Origin of the sequence: Citrobacter sp. ABFQG, assembly GCF_004322975.1 — a bacterium.
Classification (GTDB): Bacteria; Pseudomonadota; Gammaproteobacteria; order Enterobacterales; family Enterobacteriaceae; genus Citrobacter; species Citrobacter freundii.
Map to the genome: position 1 here is coordinate 720,563 of NZ_CP036435.1, position 19,228 is coordinate 739,790.

Genomic DNA, 19,228 nt, shown 5'->3' on the forward strand with positions numbered 1-19,228 from the left:
ATTAATCTGGTCTCATTTAGGGGTACGATTTTGTGATTAATCGTGCATACTGTGCGCCTTTTTGTGGGCCAAGGGACGACGCACACATTTCTTATATATACACCAAATCAATCAAGCTGCACCAAGGCGGCAATGGAGTTTTCTCCTGGGATGGGGGGAATAACGAATGCAGCCCACACGGAGTGGCTTGAAAGATGATGTGTATAAACGAAAGACGAGTCTATGAGCACTGATAATAAACAATCATTGTCTGCGATTACCCTTGCAGCCATTGGGGTTGTCTACGGTGATATTGGTACCAGCCCACTTTATACGCTTCGTGAATGTTTGTCCGGCCAGTTTGGTTTTGGCGTTGAACGTGATGCCGTATTTGGTTTTCTCTCGCTGATTTTCTGGCTGCTGATCTTTGTTGTCTCCATTAAATACCTGACGTTTGTCATGCGCGCAGATAACGCCGGAGAAGGCGGGATCCTGACGCTGATGTCATTGGCCGGGCGCAATACCTCGGCGCGAACAACCTCCATGCTGGTCATTATGGGATTGATAGGCGGCAGCTTCTTCTATGGTGAAGTGGTGATTACGCCAGCCATTTCGGTGATGTCTGCGATTGAAGGTCTGGAGATTATTGCCCCGCAACTTGATACCTGGATTGTTCCGCTCTCGATAATCGTACTGACCCTGCTGTTTTTGATTCAAAAACACGGTACCGGCATGGTCGGTAAGCTGTTTGCGCCGATTATGCTGCTGTGGTTCCTGACGCTGGCGGTTTTAGGCGTACGCAGTATTATTGGCAATCCGGAAGTACTGCAGGCGCTAAATCCGTATTGGGCGGTGCATTTCTTCCTCGAATTCAAAACGTTGTCTTTTATTGCACTGGGTGCGGTGGTGTTGTCGATTACCGGTGTTGAAGCGCTGTATGCGGATATGGGCCACTTCGGTAAGTTGCCGATTCGCCTGGCATGGTTCTCTGTGGTGTTGCCTTCACTGGTACTGAACTATTTTGGTCAGGGGGCGCTACTGTTAAAGCATCCTGAAGCGATCAAAAACCCGTTCTTCCTGTTGGCGCCAGACTGGGCGTTGATCCCGCTACTGATCCTCGCTGCGCTGGCGACGGTAATCGCTTCGCAGGCGGTTATCTCCGGTGTGTTCTCGCTGACGCGTCAGGCCGTGCGTTTGGGATATTTATCGCCAATGCGCATTATCCATACCTCGGAAATGGAGTCGGGCCAGATCTACATTCCTTTCGTTAACTGGATGCTCTATTTTGCGGTGGTTATTGTGATTGTGAGTTTTGAACACTCCAGTAATCTGGCCGCGGCGTACGGGATTGCGGTAACGGGGACGATGGTGCTGACCTCTATTTTGTCGACCACCGTGGCGCGCAAAAACTGGCACTGGAATAAATACTTCGTCTTCCTGATCCTGGTGGCATTCCTGTGCGTCGATGTTCCGCTGTTCACCGCGAACCTCGATAAACTGATTTCCGGCGGTTGGCTGCCTCTGACGCTGGGTCTGGTGATGTTCACCATCATGACCACCTGGAAAAGTGAACGCTTCCGTCTGCTGCGTCGTATGCATGAGCACGGTAACTCTCTGGAGGCGATGATTGCTTCTCTGGAGAAATCACCACCGGTACGCGTGCCGGGAACGGCTGTATATATGTCCCGCGCACTGAACGTCATCCCGTTTGCGCTTCTGCATAACCTCAAACATAACAAGGTGCTGCATGAGCGCGTTATTCTGCTGACGCTGCGCACGGAAGATGCGCCCTATGTTCACAACGTGCGTAGGGTGCAGATTGAGCAGTTATCGCCCACCTTCTGGCGCGTGGTTGCCAGCTACGGTTGGCGCGAAACGCCGAACGTGGAGGAAGTGTTCCATCGCTGCGGTCTGGAAGGCTTAAGCTGCCGGATGATGGAAACCTCCTTCTTCATGTCGCACGAGTCGCTGATTGTCGGCAAACGACCATGGTACTTGCGTCTGCGCGGTAAGCTGTATCTGCTGTTACAGCGCAATGCGCTGCGTGCGCCGGACCAGTTTGAAATCCCACCGAACCGGGTTATTGAGCTCGGTACTCAGGTCGAGATTTAATCTCATCGACGCCCTCTTTCATCGTGAAAAGGGGCGTTTTGTTTTGCCCCTCCCAGTTTTCATTTCATCTAATGATAATCCTTGCGAAACGTTTCGATGGCGATCACATTTTCGTAACGTCGCGGTGGTTTTCTGTCCACTCTTCGCACTACACTTATCTCCAGCGAAACGTTTCGCTAGTGGGGAAAGAAAATGAAGAAAGGCACGGTACTCAACTCTGAAATTTCATCGGTGATCTCCCGTCTGGGGCATACCGATACGCTGGTGGTGTGTGATGCAGGTTTACCCATCCCGAACAGCACAACGCGTATCGATATGGCATTAACCCAGGGCGTACCTTCTTTTATGCAGGTACTGGATGTGGTCACACGTGAAATGCAGGTCGAGGCAGCCATTCTCGCGTCGGAAATTAAACAACATAATCCGCAACTCCACGAAACGTTGCTCAGCCACATTGAGCAACTGCAACAACACCAGGGAAACACCATAGAAATTCGTTACACCACGCATGAACAATTCAAAAAACAAACCGCAGACAGTCAGGCGGTAATTCGCAGCGGAGAGTGTTCTCCGTATGCGAATATCATTCTCTGTGCTGGCGTCACGTTCTGAGGCCATCATGAACGCATTACTGCAACTCAAAGGGATCGATAAAGCGTTCCCGGGTGTAAAAGCGCTATCCGGCGCCGCGCTGAATGTCTACCCAGGCCGCGTAATGGCGCTGGTGGGCGAAAACGGTGCGGGTAAATCCACCATGATGAAGGTGCTGACCGGAATCTACACCCGTGATGCCGGTTCCTTATTGTGGCTGGGGAAAGAGACCACCTTTAACGGCCCGAAATCCTCCCAGGAAGCCGGAATCGGTATCATCCACCAGGAGCTGAACCTGATCCCGCAACTCACTATCGCTGAAAACATTTTTCTCGGTCGTGAGTTTGTGAATCGCTTTGGCAAAATTGACTGGAAGAAGATGTACGCCGAAGCCGATCTGCTGCTCGCCAAACTCAATCTGCGCTTTAAAAGCGACAGGCTGGTCGGTGAGCTGTCGATTGGCGATCAGCAGATGGTCGAAATTGCCAAAGTGCTGAGCTTTGAATCGAAGGTCATCATTATGGATGAACCGACGGATGCCCTCACCGACACCGAAACCGAATCCCTGTTCCGCGTCATCCGCGAACTGAAATCCCAGGGGCGCGGCATTGTCTATATTTCTCACCGCATGAAAGAGATCTTCGAGATTTGCGATGACGTAACCGTCTTCCGCGACGGGCAGTTTATTGCCGAGCGTGAAGTCGCATCGCTTACCGAAGACTCGCTGATTGAAATGATGGTGGGACGTAAGTTGGAAGATCAGTACCCGCGTCTGGAAAAAGCGCCGGGTGATATTCGCCTGAAGGTCGATAATCTGTGCGGTCCTGGCGTAAACGATGTGTCATTCACGCTGCGTAAAGGCGAGATCCTTGGCGTATCGGGGCTGATGGGGGCTGGGCGTACCGAGCTGATGAAAGTGTTGTACGGCGCATTGCCGCGTACCAGCGGCTACGTCACGCTTGATGGCCATGAAGTGGTTACCCGTTCGCCGCAGGATGGACTGGCTAACGGCATCGTCTATATTTCTGAAGACCGTAAACGCGATGGTTTAGTGCTCGGCATGTCGGTGAAAGAGAATATGTCACTGACCGCGCTGCGCTATTTCAGCCGTGCAGGCGGAAGCCTTAAACATAAAGATGAGCAGCAGGCGGTGGGTGATTTTATTCGCCTGTTCAATGTTAAAACGCCATCGATGGAACAGGCTATCGGCCTTCTTTCCGGCGGTAACCAGCAGAAAGTGGCGATTGCGCGCGGTCTGATGACCCGGCCAAAAGTGCTGATCCTTGATGAACCAACGCGCGGCGTTGACGTTGGGGCCAAGAAAGAAATCTATCAGCTTATCAACCAGTTTAAGGCCGATGGGCTGAGTATCATTCTGGTCTCTTCTGAGATGCCAGAAGTATTGGGCATGAGCGATCGAATTATCGTTATGCATGAAGGGCATCTCGGCGGTGAGTTCACTCGCGAGCAGGCCACTCAGGAAGTATTAATGGCTGCCGCTGTGGGCAAGCTTAATCGCGTGAATCAGGAGTAAAAAAGATGACTACCCAGGCTGTTTCTGGTCGCCGTTATTTCACTAAAGCATGGCTTCTGGAGCAAAAGTCGCTCATCGCTCTGTTAGTGCTGATCGCGATTGTTTCCACCATGAGCCCTAACTTTTTTACCGTTAATAACCTGTTCAACATTCTTCAGCAAACGTCGGTGAACGCCATCATGGCGGTTGGCATGACGCTGGTTATCCTGACATCGGGTATCGATCTGTCCGTCGGTTCCTTGCTGGCGCTGACCGGTGCGGTTGCGGCTTCGATTGTAGGGATTGAAGTCAATGCGCTGGTGGCTGTTGCTGCGGCCCTGGCGCTCGGCGCTGCCATTGGCGCGGTAACCGGGGTGATTGTCGCGAAAGGTCGCGTGCAGGCGTTTATCGCGACTCTGGTTATGATGCTGCTGCTGCGCGGTGTGACCATGGTCTACACCAACGGCAGTCCGGTAAACACCGGGTTTACTGACAATGCCGATCTGTTTGGCTGGTTCGGGATTGGTCGTCCGTTAGGCGTCCCTACGCCGGTGTGGATCATGGGGATTGTCTTCCTCGCGGCGTGGTACATGCTGCACCACACGCGTCTGGGGCGTTATATCTATGCGCTGGGCGGTAACGAAGCGGCAACGCGTCTGTCCGGTATCAGCGTAAGTAAAATCAAAATTATCGTTTACTCACTGTGCGGTCTGCTGGCATCGCTGGCGGGCATCATTGAAGTTGCGCGCCTCTCCTCTGCGCAACCGACGGCAGGTACTGGCTATGAGTTAGATGCTATCGCAGCGGTAGTATTAGGCGGTACTAGCCTGGCGGGTGGTAAAGGACGAATTGTTGGGACGCTGATCGGCGCATTGATTCTTGGTTTCCTCAATAATGGGTTGAATTTGTTAGGTGTATCCTCCTATTACCAGATGATCGTCAAAGCGGTGGTGATTTTGCTGGCGGTACTGGTAGACAACAAAAAGCAGTAACAACGATTACAGGACATCTTAAATATGAACATGAAAAAACTGGCTACCCTGGTTTCTGCTGTTGCGCTAAGCGCCACCGTGAGCGCGAATGCGATGGCTAAAGATACCATTGCGCTGGTGGTCTCCACCCTCAATAACCCGTTCTTTGTTTCTCTGAAGGATGGGGCGCAAAAAGAGGCGGATAAGCTGGGTTACAACCTGGTGATTCTGGACTCGCAGAACAACCCGGCGAAAGAGCTGGCTAACGTTCAGGACTTAACGGTTCGTGGAACTAAAATTCTGCTGATCAACCCAACCGACTCTGATGCCGTTGGTAATGCTGTGAAGATGGCTAACCAGGCAAAAATTCCGGTTATTACCCTTGACCGTGTTGCCTCCAAAGGCGAAGTGGTAAGCCACATTGCGTCTGATAACGTGTTGGGCGGCAAAATTGCGGGTGATTACATCGCGAAGAAAGCAGGTGAAGGCGCGAAAGTTATCGAACTGCAGGGGATTGCCGGAACTTCAGCGGCGCGTGAGCGTGGCGAAGGTTTCCAGCAGGCCGTTGCGGCACACAAATTTAACGTACTGGCCAGCCAGCCGGCAGACTTCGACCGCACTAAAGGTTTGAACGTCATGCAGAACCTGCTGACCGCGCATCCTGATGTGCAGGCCGTATTTGCTCAGAACGATGAAATGGCGCTGGGTGCGCTGCGCGCACTGCAAACCGCGGGTAAATCTGATGTGATGGTGGTTGGATTTGACGGCACTCCAGATGGCGAAAAAGCAGTAAATGATGGCAAACTGGCTGCGACCATTGCTCAGTTGCCGGATCAGATCGGCGCGAAAGGCGTTGAGACTGCGGATAAAGTCCTGAAAGGCGAGAAGGTTCAGGCTAAATATCCGGTTGACCTGAAGCTGGTCATCAAGCAGTAATACCGATTCAGGTCGCTCGCGGCCTGATGGAGACATAAATACGCCATCCCCGTATCTGGTTTTGGGGATGAAAGCGTAAAAAGAAAAGCAGGGCACGCGCCACCCTAACCCGGTGGCGCACTTTGACTTGGAACACCAAATATGAAAACCGCAGGCAACCTCGTTGTTCTTGGCAGTATCAATGCCGATCACATCCTTAACCTTAACTCTTTCCCGACACCTGGTGAAACCGTAACCGGTAGTCATTATCAGGTCGCATTTGGCGGTAAAGGCGCGAATCAGGCTGTTGCTGCGGGTCGTAGTGGCGCGAATATCGCATTCATTGCCTGTACGGGCGATGATGATATTGGCGAAAGTGTGCGTAAACAGTTAGCCAAAGACAACATTGATATTGCGCCGATTAGCGTAATTTCGGGGGAATCGACCGGTGTTGCGTTGATTTTTGTGAATGGTGAAGGTGAGAACGTTATCGGCATTCATGCTGGAGCTAACGCAGCGCTTTCGCCAGCGCTGGTGGAAGCACAGCATGAGCGTATTGCGCAGGCGTCCGCTTTACTGATGCAGCTAGAGTCGCCGATCGAAAGCGTTCTGGCTGCGGCAAAGATTGCACATCAAAATAAGACCATGGTCGCCCTAAACCCGGCTCCGGCGCGTGAACTTTCTGACGAGCTGTTGGCGCTGGTAGATATTATTACCCCGAATGAAACCGAGGCTGAAAAGCTGACGGGGATCCGGGTTGAAAATGATGAAGACGCGGCCAAAGCGGCGCAGGCATTGCATGCTAAAGGAATCCATACTGTACTGATTACCTTAGGGAGTCGCGGTGTGTGGGCCAGCGTGAATGGCGAAGGTCAGCGAGTACCCGGTTTTAAAGTGGAAGCCGTTGATACTATTGCCGCCGGAGACACCTTTAATGGCGCGTTAATTACAGCGTTACTGGAAGAGACTCCACTGCCTGAAGCGATCCGTTTTGCGCATGCCGCTGCGGCGATTGCGGTTACCCGTAAAGGCGCACAGCCTTCCGTTCCGTGGCGCGAAGAAATAGAAGCGTTTTTAAGTCAACAGAGGTAACGCTTGGCTACAATGAAGGACGTCGCCCGCCTGGCGGGTGTTTCCACGTCGACGGTTTCTCACGTCATTAATAAAGATCGCTTTGTCAGTGAGTCTGTCACTGACAAAGTAGAAGCTGCGATTAAAGCGCTTAACTACGCTCCCTCCGCGCTGGCGCGTAGCCTCAAGTTAAACCAGACCCGCACAATTGGCATGTTAATCACTGCCAGTACCAATCCCTTCTATTCTGAGCTGGTGCGCGGCGTTGAACGTAGCTGTTTTGAGCGCGGCTACAGCCTGGTGCTGTGCAATACCGAAGGCGATGAACAGCGCATGAACCGTAATCTGGAAACGCTAATGCAAAAACGCGTGGATGGTTTGCTGCTGCTCTGCACGGAAACACATCAGCCTTCCAGAGAGATAATGCAGCGTTATCCTTCTATACCGACCGTGATGATGGACTGGTCGCCCTTTGATGGTGAAAGCGATCTGATTCAGGATAACTCCCTGCTGGGCGGGGATTTAGCCACGCAACATCTTATCGAAAAAGGTTTTACGCGCATTGCCTGCATCACCGGGCCGCTGGATAAAACCCCGGCGCGTTTGCGTCTGGAAGGATATCGGGCGGCAATGAAGCGGGCGGGCTTGCTTGTCCCGGAAGGCTACGAGATTACCGGTGACTTTGAGTTTGGTGGCGGCTTTGAAGCTATGCAAACGTTGCTGTCGCATAAACAGCGACCGCAGGCCGTTTTTACCGGTAATGATGCAATGGCGGTTGGCGCGTATCAGGCTCTGTACCAGTCGGGATTGCGCATTCCGCAGGATATGGCGGTGGTGGGTTATGATGATATCGAGCTGGCGCGCTATATGACGCCTCCGCTGACGACCATACATCAACCAAAAGATGAATTGGGCGAACTGGCCATCGATGTATTAATCCATCGGATGGCCCAGCCCGCATTACAACAACAGCGTTTGCAGCTTACTCCTGTTTTGATGGAGCGGGGGTCGGTTTAGGTTTGTGCCGATCTTTGATCAGGTTACGTCCATCTTTGGCTTTTAGCAGCATGAACATCAGCGCGGATATTACCGTGATAGCGCCCATCGTCATAAAGGTGTAGTGGAACTGCTCGACCGTATTGGTTCCTTCCATACCTTCATAGATACGCAGAACGGCGGCGCTGATGGCAACCCCTAAACTGATTGATAACTGCTGAGTAACGGCCAATACGCTGTTGCCGCTGCTGGCGTTTTCATCGGTCAGATCCGCCAGAGTGATAGTATTCATTGAGGTAAACTGGGTGGACATCGCCATACCTAAAATGAACAGCGGCAGGATCAGCATCCAGACCGGCATGGCAGGAGATTGCAAAGCGAACTGCGCAATCATCAGGCCGATAAAAACCGTAACACCCACCAATGTGGTCCTGTAGCCGAGTTTGCGCAGAACCTGCGTCACCATGGATTTTGCCAGAATTGAACCCAACGCCGTTGGCGCCATCATACAACCGGCTATCAGAGCCGGATATCCAAAGCCTACCTGCAACATCAGCGGCATTAAGAAGGGCACGCAGCCTGTGCCCAGGCGAGTGGCGAGGTTGCCGGCGATCCCAACAGAAAAGGTTCGAGTCTTAAATATCGGAAGAGATATAAGTGGCGTTGGGTGACGACGAGCATGGCGAATATAGGCGAGTAGTAACAACACACTGACAAGAATAATACCGAGTGCGACCCAGGTAGCGACAAGCTTCTCGCCGAACAATTCAACGCCGCTGGAAAACAACACCAGGCTCAAACCAAACAGAAAGAAACCGGTCATATCAAAACCGCGGCGTGGGGTGGTGAAGTTCGGCATATATTTGCGAGCATAGAAGATACCGGCAATGCCAATTGGAATATTAATCAGGAAGATCCAGTGCCAACTGGCCCATGTAACCAGTACACCGCCCAATACCGGACCTAAAATCGGCCCCACAAGTCCAGGCATGGTGACGAAGTTAAGCACGGGAAGCAGTTCACTACGAGGGTAGGCACGCAATAACGCCAGACGGGCAACGGGCATCATCATGGCGCCACCGATCCCCTGAATGACACGGAAAATCACCAGCTCGCTTAGGGAGCTGGACAGCGCACAGGCCAGCGATCCCAACGTAAACAGGCTAACAGCAATCATAAAGACGCGTCGGGTACCAAATCGGTCTGCCAACCAACCACTTACCGGGATCAGCATCGCGACCGTCAGGGTATAGCTGATAATGGCCGACTGCATGGCGAGCGGAGAGCGGTTAAGACTATGTGCTATTGCGGGTAGGGCGGTATTGAGGATAGTGGCGTCTAGTGCCTGCATAAAAAAGGCCATGGCTGCTATCCACGGTAGCCCGGCCATACTACGTGATTTCTTTTCTGACATATTATTTATCCGGTAGCACGTTCGGTGCTATCAGCAATGCCTGACAAGCAGCAAAGGCGCGATCGCCATCGTTATCATCTATTGCATCGACAATGGCCTGGTGCAAATCCAGTTTCACCACATCGTTATAGGTAATAGAGGTAAAGTAGGTCTGGTAAACCGAATGGAACAGAGATGCAAAGGAAATAAGGAACGGATTCGCACTCATTTCATAGATGTGTTCATGCCAGGCGATATCAACCTCAATCCAGCGTTCGCGTCTGAAGTTTCTTTTCAGCTCGACCATCTCTTCCATCAGCGTGTTGAGGTGCGCTTTCTGTTCAGCCGTACCAATGGTCGCCGCCAGTAAACACGCCTGAGGCTCCAGGCTGATACGCATCACCAGAAAATGTTTAATGACCTGCGGGAAATTATCTTCCGTCATCCACCAGGTGAGCAGCTCCTGGTCGAGGAAGTTCCAGTTTGCTTGCGGCATGACGCGTGTGCCGATACGTGGGCGTGGTAATACCATACCTTTTGCCGTTAACGTTTTTACCGCCTCTCTTACCGCGGTGCGACTCACACCAAACTGATCGCCCAGCTCTATTTCGCCAGGCAATATAGCGCCCGGCGCGTATTCACCTTTTAATATTCGCTGAGCCAGCTTTTCGGCCAGAACGTAGGACAAGTTTTTCTGTGCGGCTAGCTGTTGGGCATTTAACGGCATGAATGTTCTTCCTTACTCTTTTTCTTATTCATTAGTATGCCACCTGGAAGTGTGATTGCGGCTGCAAAAACGGCAATTTGCTTATTTTATGGCATGTTAATGGTTGTTTTGGTGAAAAAACACGCATTCAGAAAGTTATTTTAAATTTCCCCTTGTCAGCCTGAAATAACTCCCTATAATGCGCCTCCACTGACACGGAACAACGGATTACAAGCCGCCAGGTCAGCGGAGTTCCACTGAGAACTCCGGCGAAGAAAGCGAAATTAAATGCTTGACTTCGTGGCGGGATGGCGTAATATGCACACCCCGCGCCGCTGAGAAAAAGCGAAGCGGAACTGCTCTTTAACAATTTATCAGACAATCTGTGTGGGCACTCGAAGATACGGATTCTTAACGTCGCAAGACGAAAAATGAATACCAAGTCTCTTGAGTGAACATACGTAATTCATTACGAAGTTTAATTCACGAGCATCAAACTTAAATTGAAGAGTTTGATCATGGCTCAGATTGAACGCTGGCGGCAGGCCTAACACATGCAAGTCGAACGGTAGCACAGAGGAGCTTGCTCCTTGGGTGACGAGTGGCGGACGGGTGAGTAATGTCTGGGAAACTGCCCGATGGAGGGGGATAACTACTGGAAACGGTAGCTAATACCGCATAACGTCGCAAGACCAAAGAGGGGGACCTTCGGGCCTCTTGCCATCGGATGTGCCCAGATGGGATTAGCTAGTAGGTGGGGTAACGGCTCACCTAGGCGACGATCCCTAGCTGGTCTGAGAGGATGACCAGCCACACTGGAACTGAGACACGGTCCAGACTCCTACGGGAGGCAGCAGTGGGGAATATTGCACAATGGGCGCAAGCCTGATGCAGCCATGCCGCGTGTATGAAGAAGGCCTTCGGGTTGTAAAGTACTTTCAGCGAGGAGGAAGGCGTTGTGGTTAATAACCGCAACGATTGACGTTACTCGCAGAAGAAGCACCGGCTAACTCCGTGCCAGCAGCCGCGGTAATACGGAGGGTGCAAGCGTTAATCGGAATTACTGGGCGTAAAGCGCACGCAGGCGGTCTGTCAAGTCGGATGTGAAATCCCCGGGCTCAACCTGGGAACTGCATCCGAAACTGGCAGGCTAGAGTCTTGTAGAGGGGGGTAGAATTCCAGGTGTAGCGGTGAAATGCGTAGAGATCTGGAGGAATACCGGTGGCGAAGGCGGCCCCCTGGACAAAGACTGACGCTCAGGTGCGAAAGCGTGGGGAGCAAACAGGATTAGATACCCTGGTAGTCCACGCCGTAAACGATGTCGACTTGGAGGTTGTGCCCTTGAGGCGTGGCTTCCGGAGCTAACGCGTTAAGTCGACCGCCTGGGGAGTACGGCCGCAAGGTTAAAACTCAAATGAATTGACGGGGGCCCGCACAAGCGGTGGAGCATGTGGTTTAATTCGATGCAACGCGAAGAACCTTACCTACTCTTGACATCCACGGAACTTGCCAGAGATGGCTTGGTGCCTTCGGGAACCGTGAGACAGGTGCTGCATGGCTGTCGTCAGCTCGTGTTGTGAAATGTTGGGTTAAGTCCCGCAACGAGCGCAACCCTTATCCTTTGTTGCCAGCGGTCCGGCCGGGAACTCAAAGGAGACTGCCAGTGATAAACTGGAGGAAGGTGGGGATGACGTCAAGTCATCATGGCCCTTACGAGTAGGGCTACACACGTGCTACAATGGCATATACAAAGAGAAGCGACCTCGCGAGAGCAAGCGGACCTCATAAAGTATGTCGTAGTCCGGATTGGAGTCTGCAACTCGACTCCATGAAGTCGGAATCGCTAGTAATCGTGGATCAGAATGCCACGGTGAATACGTTCCCGGGCCTTGTACACACCGCCCGTCACACCATGGGAGTGGGTTGCAAAAGAAGTAGGTAGCTTAACCTTCGGGAGGGCGCTTACCACTTTGTGATTCATGACTGGGGTGAAGTCGTAACAAGGTAACCGTAGGGGAACCTGCGGTTGGATCACCTCCTTACCTTAAAGAACCTGCCTTTGTAGTGCTCACACAGATTGTCTGATGAAAAGTAAATAGCAAGGCGTCTTGCGATTGAGACTTCAGTGTCCCCTTCGTCTAGAGGCCCAGGACACCGCCCTTTCACGGCGGTAACAGGGGTTCGAATCCCCTAGGGGACGCCACTTGCTGGTATGTGTGAGTGAAAGTCGCCGACCCCAATATCTCAAAACTTACCTTCGGGTGACGTTTGAGATATTTGCTCTTTAAAAATCTGGATCAAGCTGAAAATTGAAACGACACACTGTTTCATTTCTCCGTAATAAGAAATGAAAAGCGGTGTGTTCGAGTCTCTCAAATTTTTGCAAGTCGATGATGAATCGAAAGAAACATCTTCGGGTTGTGAGGTTAAGCGACTAAGCGTACACGGTGGATGCCCTGGCAGTCAGAGGCGATGAAGGACGTGCTAATCTGCGATAAGCGTCGGTAAGGTGATATGAACCGTTATAACCGGCGATTTCCGAATGGGGAAACCCAGTGTGATTCGTCACACTATCATTACGTGAATACATAGCGTAATGAAGCGAACCGGGGGAACTGAAACATCTAAGTACCCCGAGGAAAAGAAATCAACCGAGATTCCCCCAGTAGCGGCGAGCGAACGGGGAGCAGCCCAGAGTCTGAATCAGCTTGTGTGTTAGTGGAACGGTCTGGAAAGTCCGACGGTACAGGGTGATAGTCCCGTACACCAAAATGCACAGGTTGTGAACTCGAAGAGTAGGGCGGGACACGTGGTATCCTGTCTGAATATGGGGGGACCATCCTCCAAGGCTAAATACTCCTGACTGACCGATAGTGAACCAGTACCGTGAGGGAAAGGCGAAAAGAACCCCGGCGAGGGGAGTGAAAAAGAACCTGAAACCGTGTACGTACAAGCAGTGGGAGCCTCTTTATGGGGTGACTGCGTACCTTTTGTATAATGGGTCAGCGACTTATATTTTGTAGCAAGGTTAACCGTATAGGGGAGCCGAAGGGAAACCGAGTCTTAACTGGGCGTTAAGTTGCAGGGTATAGACCCGAAACCCGGTGATCTAGCCATGGGCAGGTTGAAGGTTGGGTAACACTAACTGGAGGACCGAACCGACTAATGTTGAAAAATTAGCGGATGACTTGTGGCTGGGGGTGAAAGGCCAATCAAACCGGGAGATAGCTGGTTCTCCCCGAAAGCTATTTAGGTAGCGCCTCGTGAACTCATCTTCGGGGGTAGAGCACTGTTTCGGCTAGGGGGTCATCCCGACTTACCAACCCGATGCAAACTGCGAATACCGAAGAATGTTATCACGGGAGACACACGGCGGGTGCTAACGTCCGTCGTGAAGAGGGAAACAACCCAGACCGCCAGCTAAGGTCCCAAAGTCATGGTTAAGTGGGAAACGATGTGGGAAGGCACAGACAGCCAGGATGTTGGCTTAGAAGCAGCCATCATTTAAAGAAAGCGTAATAGCTCACTGGTCGAGTCGGCCTGCGCGGAAGATGTAACGGGGCTAAACCATGCACCGAAGCTGCGGCAGCGACACTATGTGTTGTTGGGTAGGGGAGCGTTCTGTAAGCCGTTGAAGGTGTATCGTGAGGTATGCTGGAGGTATCAGAAGTGCGAATGCTGACATAAGTAACGATAATGCGGGTGAAAAACCCGCACGCCGGAAGACCAAGGGTTCCTGTCCAACGTTAATCGGGGCAGGGTGAGTCGACCCCTAAGGCGAGGCCGAAAGGCGTAGTCGATGGGAAACAGGTTAATATTCCTGTACTTGGTGTTACTGCGAAGGGGGGACGGAGAAGGCTATGTTAGCCGGGCGACGGTTGTCCCGGTTTAAGCATGTAGGCGGAGGTTCCAGGTAAATCCGGTACCTTTTTAACGCTGAGGTGTGATGACGAGGCACTACGGTGCTGAAGTAACAAATGCCCTGCTTCCAGGAAAAGCCTCTAAGCATCAGGTAACACAAAATCGTACCCCAAACCGACACAGGTGGTCAGGTAGAGAATACCAAGGCGCTTGAGAGAACTCGGGTGAAGGAACTAGGCAAAATGGTGCCGTAACTTCGGGAGAAGGCACGCTGATATGTAGGTGAAGTGATTTACTCATGGAGCTGAAATCAGTCGAAGATACCAGCTGGCTGCAACTGTTTATTAAAAACACAGCACTGTGCAAACACGAAAGTGGACGTATACGGTGTGACGCCTGCCCGGTGCCGGAAGGTTAATTGATGGGGTTATCCGTAAGGAGAAGCTCTTGATCGAAGCCCCGGTAAACGGCGGCCGTAACTATAACGGTCCTAAGGTAGCGAAATTCCTTGTCGGGTAAGTTCCGACCTGCACGAATGGCGTAATGATGGCCAGGCTGTCTCCACCCGAGACTCAGTGAAATTGAACTCGCTGTGAAGATGCAGTGTACCCGCGGCAAGACGGAAAGACCCCGTGAACCTTTACTATAGCTTGACACTGAACACTGGTCCTTGATGTGTAGGATAGGTGGGAGGCTTTGAAGTGTGGACGCCAGTCTGCATGGAGCCATCCTTGAAATACCACCCTTTAATGGCTGGTGTTCTAACGTGGACCCGTAATCCGGGTTGCGGACAGTGTCTGGTGGGTAGTTTGACTGGGGCGGTCTCCTCCTAAAGAGTAACGGAGGAGCACGAAGGTTAGCTAATCCTGGTCGGACATCAGGAGGTTAGTGCAAAGGCATAAGCTAGCTTGACTGCGAGAGTGACGGCTCGAGCAGGTGCGAAAGCAGGTCTTAGTGATCCGGTGGTTCTGAATGGAAGGGCCATCGCTCAACGGATAAAAGGTACTCCGGGGATAACAGGCTGATACCGCCCAAGAGTTCATATCGACGGCGGTGTTTGGCACCTCGATGTCGGCTCATCACATCCTGGGGCTGAAGTAGGTCCCAAGGGTATGGCTGTTCGCCATTTAAAGTGGTACGCGAGCTGGGTTTAGAACGTCGTGAGACAGTTCGGTCCCTATCTGCCGTGGGCGCTGGAGAATTGAGGGGGGCTGCTCCTAGTACGAGAGGACCGGAGTGGACGCATCACTGGTGTTCGGGTTGTCATGCCAATGGCATTGCCCGGTAGCTAAATGCGGAAGAGATAAGTGCTGAAAGCATCTAAGCACGAAACTTGCCCCGAGATGAGTTCTCCCTGAGACTTTAAGTCTCCTGAAGGAACGTTGAAGACGACGACGTTGATAGGTCGGGTGTGTAAGCGTAGCGATACGTTGAGCTAACCGATACTAATGAACCGTGAGGCTTAACCTTACAACGCCGAAGATGTTTTGGCGAAGAGACGACATTCAGCTTGATACAGATTACATTAACCGGCGAAAAGCGGGTTAATAACAGAATTTGCCTGGCGGCTGTAGCGCGGTGGTCCCACCTGACCCCATGCCGAACTCAGAAGTGAAACGCCGTAGCGCCGATGGTAGTGTGGGGTCTCCCCATGCGAGAGTAGGGAACTGCCAGGCATCAAATTGCAGTAAACCGGGATGAAGAATCCGGGTAGTGACAAAGAAATTCGGTGGAGCGGTAGTTCAGTTGGTTAGAATACCTGCCTGTCACGCAGGGGGTCGCGGGTTCGAGTCCCGTCCGTTCCGCCACTTATTAGAAAATTAAGCCTGCTTAGTAGCAGGCTTAATGATAAGAAAATTTAGGGGCGTAGCTCAGTTGGTAGAGCACCGGTCTCCAAAACCGGGTGTCGCGAGTTCGAGTCTCTCCGCCCCTGCCAGAAACAATCCTTAGCATTCTTGCTAAGGATTTTTTTTATCTGCAATTTGCGCTGTGCCTTCCAGTTGTTTTATTCCCGGCATCCTTGCCCGTATTTTCTTTAATCTTCCAGAATATTCGTTCTCAGCAAGTCGCAAATCAGTGCATGTTTATCGCTGTTTTGCAGCCAAACTGCATATAACGGGCGCGAAAGGGTTGTACTGTCAGTAACCGTATGGAGATCGCTTTTACCTTTAGCCCAACTGACCGGAAGCCAGCTAAAGCCTCTAAGGACTGAAAGTTGCTGCCTGGCCAATTCTGCCGAACTGGTGGTGAGTACCGGCACTTCATCTCCCGCAATCAATCCCGCTTCGTGTTGCTGAAAGTCAGGTCCCCATTCCAGACGCAGATAATTCAGTTCATCCTTGGTTTGTGAAGGAGAACTGCAATAGAGCGCCAGCGTGAAATATCCCAACAGTTGGCTGCTAAATTCGTCCATTTTGGGCGTTTCGGTAGTAATCAGTAGATCAAGCTGTCGTTCATGGAGCTGTTTTACTAACGACTGTCGCTGAGCGATCCTCGCTTCAAACTGCAGGCTGGATTGCGGCTCCTGGGATTGGTACAAACGCCCCAACCAGCCATTAAGCATACATTCCCAGAGGGATGCGCTGGCACCAATAGAAAACTCGTTATGACGCGAGGTATTCGCAACCTCCTTACGTGCGGCTTGCCACGTATTCATCAGCGTTTCAGCGTAAGGCAGTAATTTTTCACCAGCAGCGGTTAAACGGATATTGTTTCTGTGTCGGGTGAACAGGTTTACACCCAATTGATTTTCCAGTTGTCTGATCCGGAAACTAACCGCTGATTGGGTCAGATAGAGCGCTTCAGCAGCTCTGCCAAAGTGGCGTGTCCGGCTAACTTCCAGGAAAGTTTTTAACAATTCCGTATCCACAACTCGCTCCATAAAATTATTTGTCGTTATGATTTAAATCTTTTGTTTGACGCTCTGTCAAGCGTAACTAATACTCCGCGCCATAAATAGCTCGGCCAAAGAATTAGGAGCGTGCAGGATGGCGGAAAGCTTTACGACGACTAATCGATATTTCGATAATAAATATTATCCCCGCGGATTCTCCCGTCATGGTGATTTCACCATTAAAGAAGCACAACTGCTTGAGCGTCACGGTTATGCTTTCAACGAGCTGGATCTGGGCAAGCGTGAGCCGGTAACGGAAGAAGAAAAACTGTTTGTTGCGGTATGCCGTGGTGAGCGCGAACCGGTTACCGAAGCTGAACGTGTGTGGTCCAAATACATGACGCGCATTAAGCGTCCAAAACGCTTCCACACGCTGTCTGGTGGGAAACCTCAGGTGGAAGGTGCGGAAGACTACACCGAATCTGATGATTAATAAAAAAGGGCGAAAGCCCTTTTTTTATGCCAGTAGTTTCTGCAAATGAATGAGTAATCTGTCTATCGCCCGATACCCAACAGCCTCCTGTAAGTGCTGGCGAGAGATATGGTCAGATTGTTCTATATCCGCGATCGTTCGAGCAACCTTTATTAGGCGTAACCAGGCGCGGATGGATAATCCGAGATGCGCGAGCGTTTCTTCAAGCCACTGTGCATCGTCACTGCGCAGTGGACAGTATTTATTGATATCCTGACTGTCCAGATGCGCGTTTAACTTATTTTGTCGTCGATACTGACGATCTCGCGCTGCCATAACACGTTGCTTCACCGTTGCGCTATCTTCCCCTTTTACCTGGTTCTGGCTGAGTATCCCGGGCGGTGGCAAAGGGATTTCGAGAGAGAGATCGAAGCGGTCAAGAAATGGACCTGATAATCGATTGAGGTAGCGTAGCGTCTGCTCTGGGGTACAGCGGTTATGGTTCCCCTGATAATGGCCTGTTGGGCTGGGATTCATGGCGGCTATGAGTTGAAAGCGAGCGGGATAGGTGATTTTTGCTCTGGTGCGGGATAGATGTATCTGTCCGGACTCAATGGGTTCGCGCAGTGCATCCAGTGTGCGCCGCTCAAACTCGGGTAGTTCATCCAGAAATAGTATGCCGTTATGCGCCAGAGAGATCTCGCCTGGCGCAGGAATAGAGCCTCCACCGACCATGGCGGTTAATGAAGCACTGTGATGCGGAGAGCGAAAAGGGCGTTGTTTCCACTGTTTCTGTAGCGTGTCGGAATTGACCAGACTAAGAATCGCGGCGCTTTCCAGTGCCTCATCGTTACTCAGTGGCGGAAGCAATCCTCTCAGGCGACTGGCCAGCATAGTCTTACCCGTACCCGGAGGGCCGATGAGTATGAGGTTATGACCGCCAGCTGCGGTAAGCTCCAGCCCGCGTTTACCCTGTTCCTGGCCGATAACATCGCTCAGATCATCTGCTAATGCGCAGGGGATAAAATCTGCTGATGATGGTCTGTCTAAATCATGCTTACCTTCGAGGAATGCGCATACTGCCTGTAGATGATCGGCTATGAGGCACCCTTCACCCTGTATTAGTCCAACTTCAGCTGCATTCTCTTTTGCGACAATAATTCTCCTGCCTGCGCGAATGGCTTCGGTTGCACTTGATATCGCACCGGGAACGCCGCGTAACGCGCCTGTAAGCGCTAATTCGCCTACCAGCTCATATGTATCGAGATTATGGGGAGTAAGCTGCTCAGAAGCGGCCAGAAGCGCAACTGCGATAGGTAAATCATATCGTCCCCCTTCTTTTGGGAGATCGGCTGGAGCGAGGTTTATGGTTATCTTCTTTGCCGGGAATTCATAACCGCTATTAATTACCGCACTGCGAACCCGATCGCGGGCCTCTTTCACCGTTGTTTCGGGTAATCCCACCATGGTTAAACCAGGCAAACCATTGCTGATATGTACCTCGATGGTAATGGCTGGCGCATTCACGCCCAGCGCAGCGCGTGTGTGAACAATCGATAGTGACATAAGCCCTCCTGATGAAAGCATTATGTCGCAATACATCGCTGCAAGATTTCACATAATTACGGTTTTTAGAGGCTCATTCCCGTGTTTTTATGTAGCTCAACACTGATTACATTAAGTCTGGAATAGCGCTCGCAAACGCTTTTGCATGGCATTTTTAGTAGGGAATGGGTTGCCGAGAATTACCTGAAACGTGAAATATTTTCACCTTTGATTTTTTGTTTAAAAAACAACGATATTTATCTAAACCGT

Annotated in this window: 12 protein-coding genes, 3 tRNA genes and 3 rRNA genes; 14 read left to right on the forward strand and 4 right to left on the reverse strand. The window is 51.5% G+C overall.

The genetic code is table 11. The annotated features are described in order from the left end of the window. Positions 1-222: 222 nt before the first annotated feature. From kup to rbsR, 7 genes are all read left to right on the forward strand, one after another. The gene (kup, locus tag WN16_RS03595; RefSeq protein WP_046671079.1) at positions 223-2,091 is read left to right on the forward strand and encodes a low affinity potassium transporter Kup; all 1,869 of its coding nucleotides are present in this window, start codon (positions 223-225) and stop codon (positions 2,089-2,091) included. 192 nt (positions 2,092-2,283) lie between these two features. Then, positions 2,284-2,703, forward strand: a complete 420-nt coding sequence (gene rbsD / locus WN16_RS03600) for a D-ribose pyranase (RefSeq protein ID WP_003023766.1) — start codon at positions 2,284-2,286, stop codon at positions 2,701-2,703. A gap of 7 nt (positions 2,704-2,710) precedes the next feature. Then, positions 2,711-4,216: a ribose ABC transporter ATP-binding protein RbsA gene (gene rbsA / locus WN16_RS03605; RefSeq protein WP_003023764.1), complete on the forward strand. Its 1,506-nt coding sequence runs from the start codon at positions 2,711-2,713 to the stop codon at positions 4,214-4,216. Between the two features lie 5 nt (positions 4,217-4,221). Further along, the gene (rbsC, locus tag WN16_RS03610; RefSeq protein ID WP_003023762.1) at positions 4,222-5,187 is read left to right on the forward strand and encodes a ribose ABC transporter permease; all 966 of its coding nucleotides are present in this window, start codon (positions 4,222-4,224) and stop codon (positions 5,185-5,187) included. 24 nt (positions 5,188-5,211) lie between these two features. Then, positions 5,212-6,102, forward strand: a complete 891-nt coding sequence (rbsB, locus tag WN16_RS03615) for a ribose ABC transporter substrate-binding protein RbsB (RefSeq protein ID WP_003023760.1) — start codon at positions 5,212-5,214, stop codon at positions 6,100-6,102. A 141-nt stretch (positions 6,103-6,243) separates the two neighbouring features. Beyond that, on the forward strand, positions 6,244-7,173 hold the full coding sequence (gene rbsK, locus WN16_RS03620; protein ID WP_003023758.1) for a ribokinase: 930 nt from the start codon (positions 6,244-6,246) through the stop codon (positions 7,171-7,173). Between the two features lie 3 nt (positions 7,174-7,176). Next, positions 7,177-8,169, forward strand: coding sequence for a ribose operon transcriptional repressor RbsR (gene rbsR / locus WN16_RS03625; RefSeq protein ID WP_003844413.1), 993 nt, complete (start codon positions 7,177-7,179; stop codon positions 8,167-8,169). Here the strand turns inward: rbsR and mdtD are convergent. Both mdtD and WN16_RS03635 read right to left on the reverse strand, forming a co-directional pair. Then, complete coding sequence (gene mdtD, locus WN16_RS03630) at positions 8,135-9,562, reverse strand: multidrug transporter subunit MdtD (protein ID WP_044700499.1); 1,428 nt, start codon at positions 9,560-9,562, stop codon at positions 8,135-8,137. The genes rbsR and mdtD overlap by 35 nt on opposite strands. A 1-nt stretch (position 9,563) precedes the next feature. Beyond that, entirely contained in the window at positions 9,564-10,268 is a 705-nt protein-coding gene (locus WN16_RS03635; protein WP_003023753.1) for a FadR/GntR family transcriptional regulator, read from the reverse strand. 479 nt (positions 10,269-10,747) lie between these two features. On the opposite strand from WN16_RS03635, the gene WN16_RS03640 reads away from it, so the two are divergent. The 6 genes from WN16_RS03640 to WN16_RS03665 all read left to right on the forward strand — a co-directional run bounded on the left by WN16_RS03640 (position 10,748) and on the right by WN16_RS03665 (position 16,044). After that, positions 10,748-12,289, forward strand: a 16S ribosomal RNA gene (locus WN16_RS03640). 85 nt (positions 12,290-12,374) lie between these two features. Continuing rightward, positions 12,375-12,450: transfer RNA gene (locus WN16_RS03645), tRNA-Glu, on the forward strand. Between the two features lie 221 nt (positions 12,451-12,671). Further along, a 23S ribosomal RNA gene (locus WN16_RS03650) occupies positions 12,672-15,578 on the forward strand. Between the two features lie 90 nt (positions 15,579-15,668). Further along, positions 15,669-15,784 (forward strand): 5S ribosomal RNA (gene rrf / locus WN16_RS03655). Together the 16S, 23S and 5S rRNA genes with 3 tRNA genes alongside form the textbook arrangement of a ribosomal RNA operon. Before the next feature lie 55 nt (positions 15,785-15,839). After that, a tRNA-Asp gene (locus WN16_RS03660) sits at positions 15,840-15,916 on the forward strand. A 52-nt stretch (positions 15,917-15,968) separates the two neighbouring features. Beyond that, positions 15,969-16,044 (forward strand) — tRNA-Trp (locus WN16_RS03665). A gap of 99 nt (positions 16,045-16,143) precedes the next feature. Here WN16_RS03665 and hdfR read toward each other — a convergent pair. Further along, positions 16,144-16,989 (reverse strand): HTH-type transcriptional regulator HdfR, encoded by an 846-nt coding sequence (gene hdfR, locus WN16_RS03670; RefSeq protein WP_085952510.1) that lies wholly within the window; start codon positions 16,987-16,989, stop codon positions 16,144-16,146. A gap of 106 nt (positions 16,990-17,095) precedes the next feature. On the opposite strand from hdfR, the gene maoP reads away from it, so the two are divergent. Then, positions 17,096-17,434 (forward strand): macrodomain Ori organization protein MaoP, encoded by a 339-nt coding sequence (gene maoP / locus WN16_RS03675; RefSeq protein ID WP_003018025.1) that lies wholly within the window; start codon positions 17,096-17,098, stop codon positions 17,432-17,434. A gap of 24 nt (positions 17,435-17,458) precedes the next feature. On the opposite strand, the gene WN16_RS03680 is transcribed toward maoP, so the two are convergent. Continuing rightward, entirely contained in the window at positions 17,459-18,979 is a 1,521-nt protein-coding gene (locus WN16_RS03680) for a YifB family Mg chelatase-like AAA ATPase (RefSeq protein WP_016151226.1), read from the reverse strand. Between the last annotated feature and the right edge of the window lie 249 nt (positions 18,980-19,228).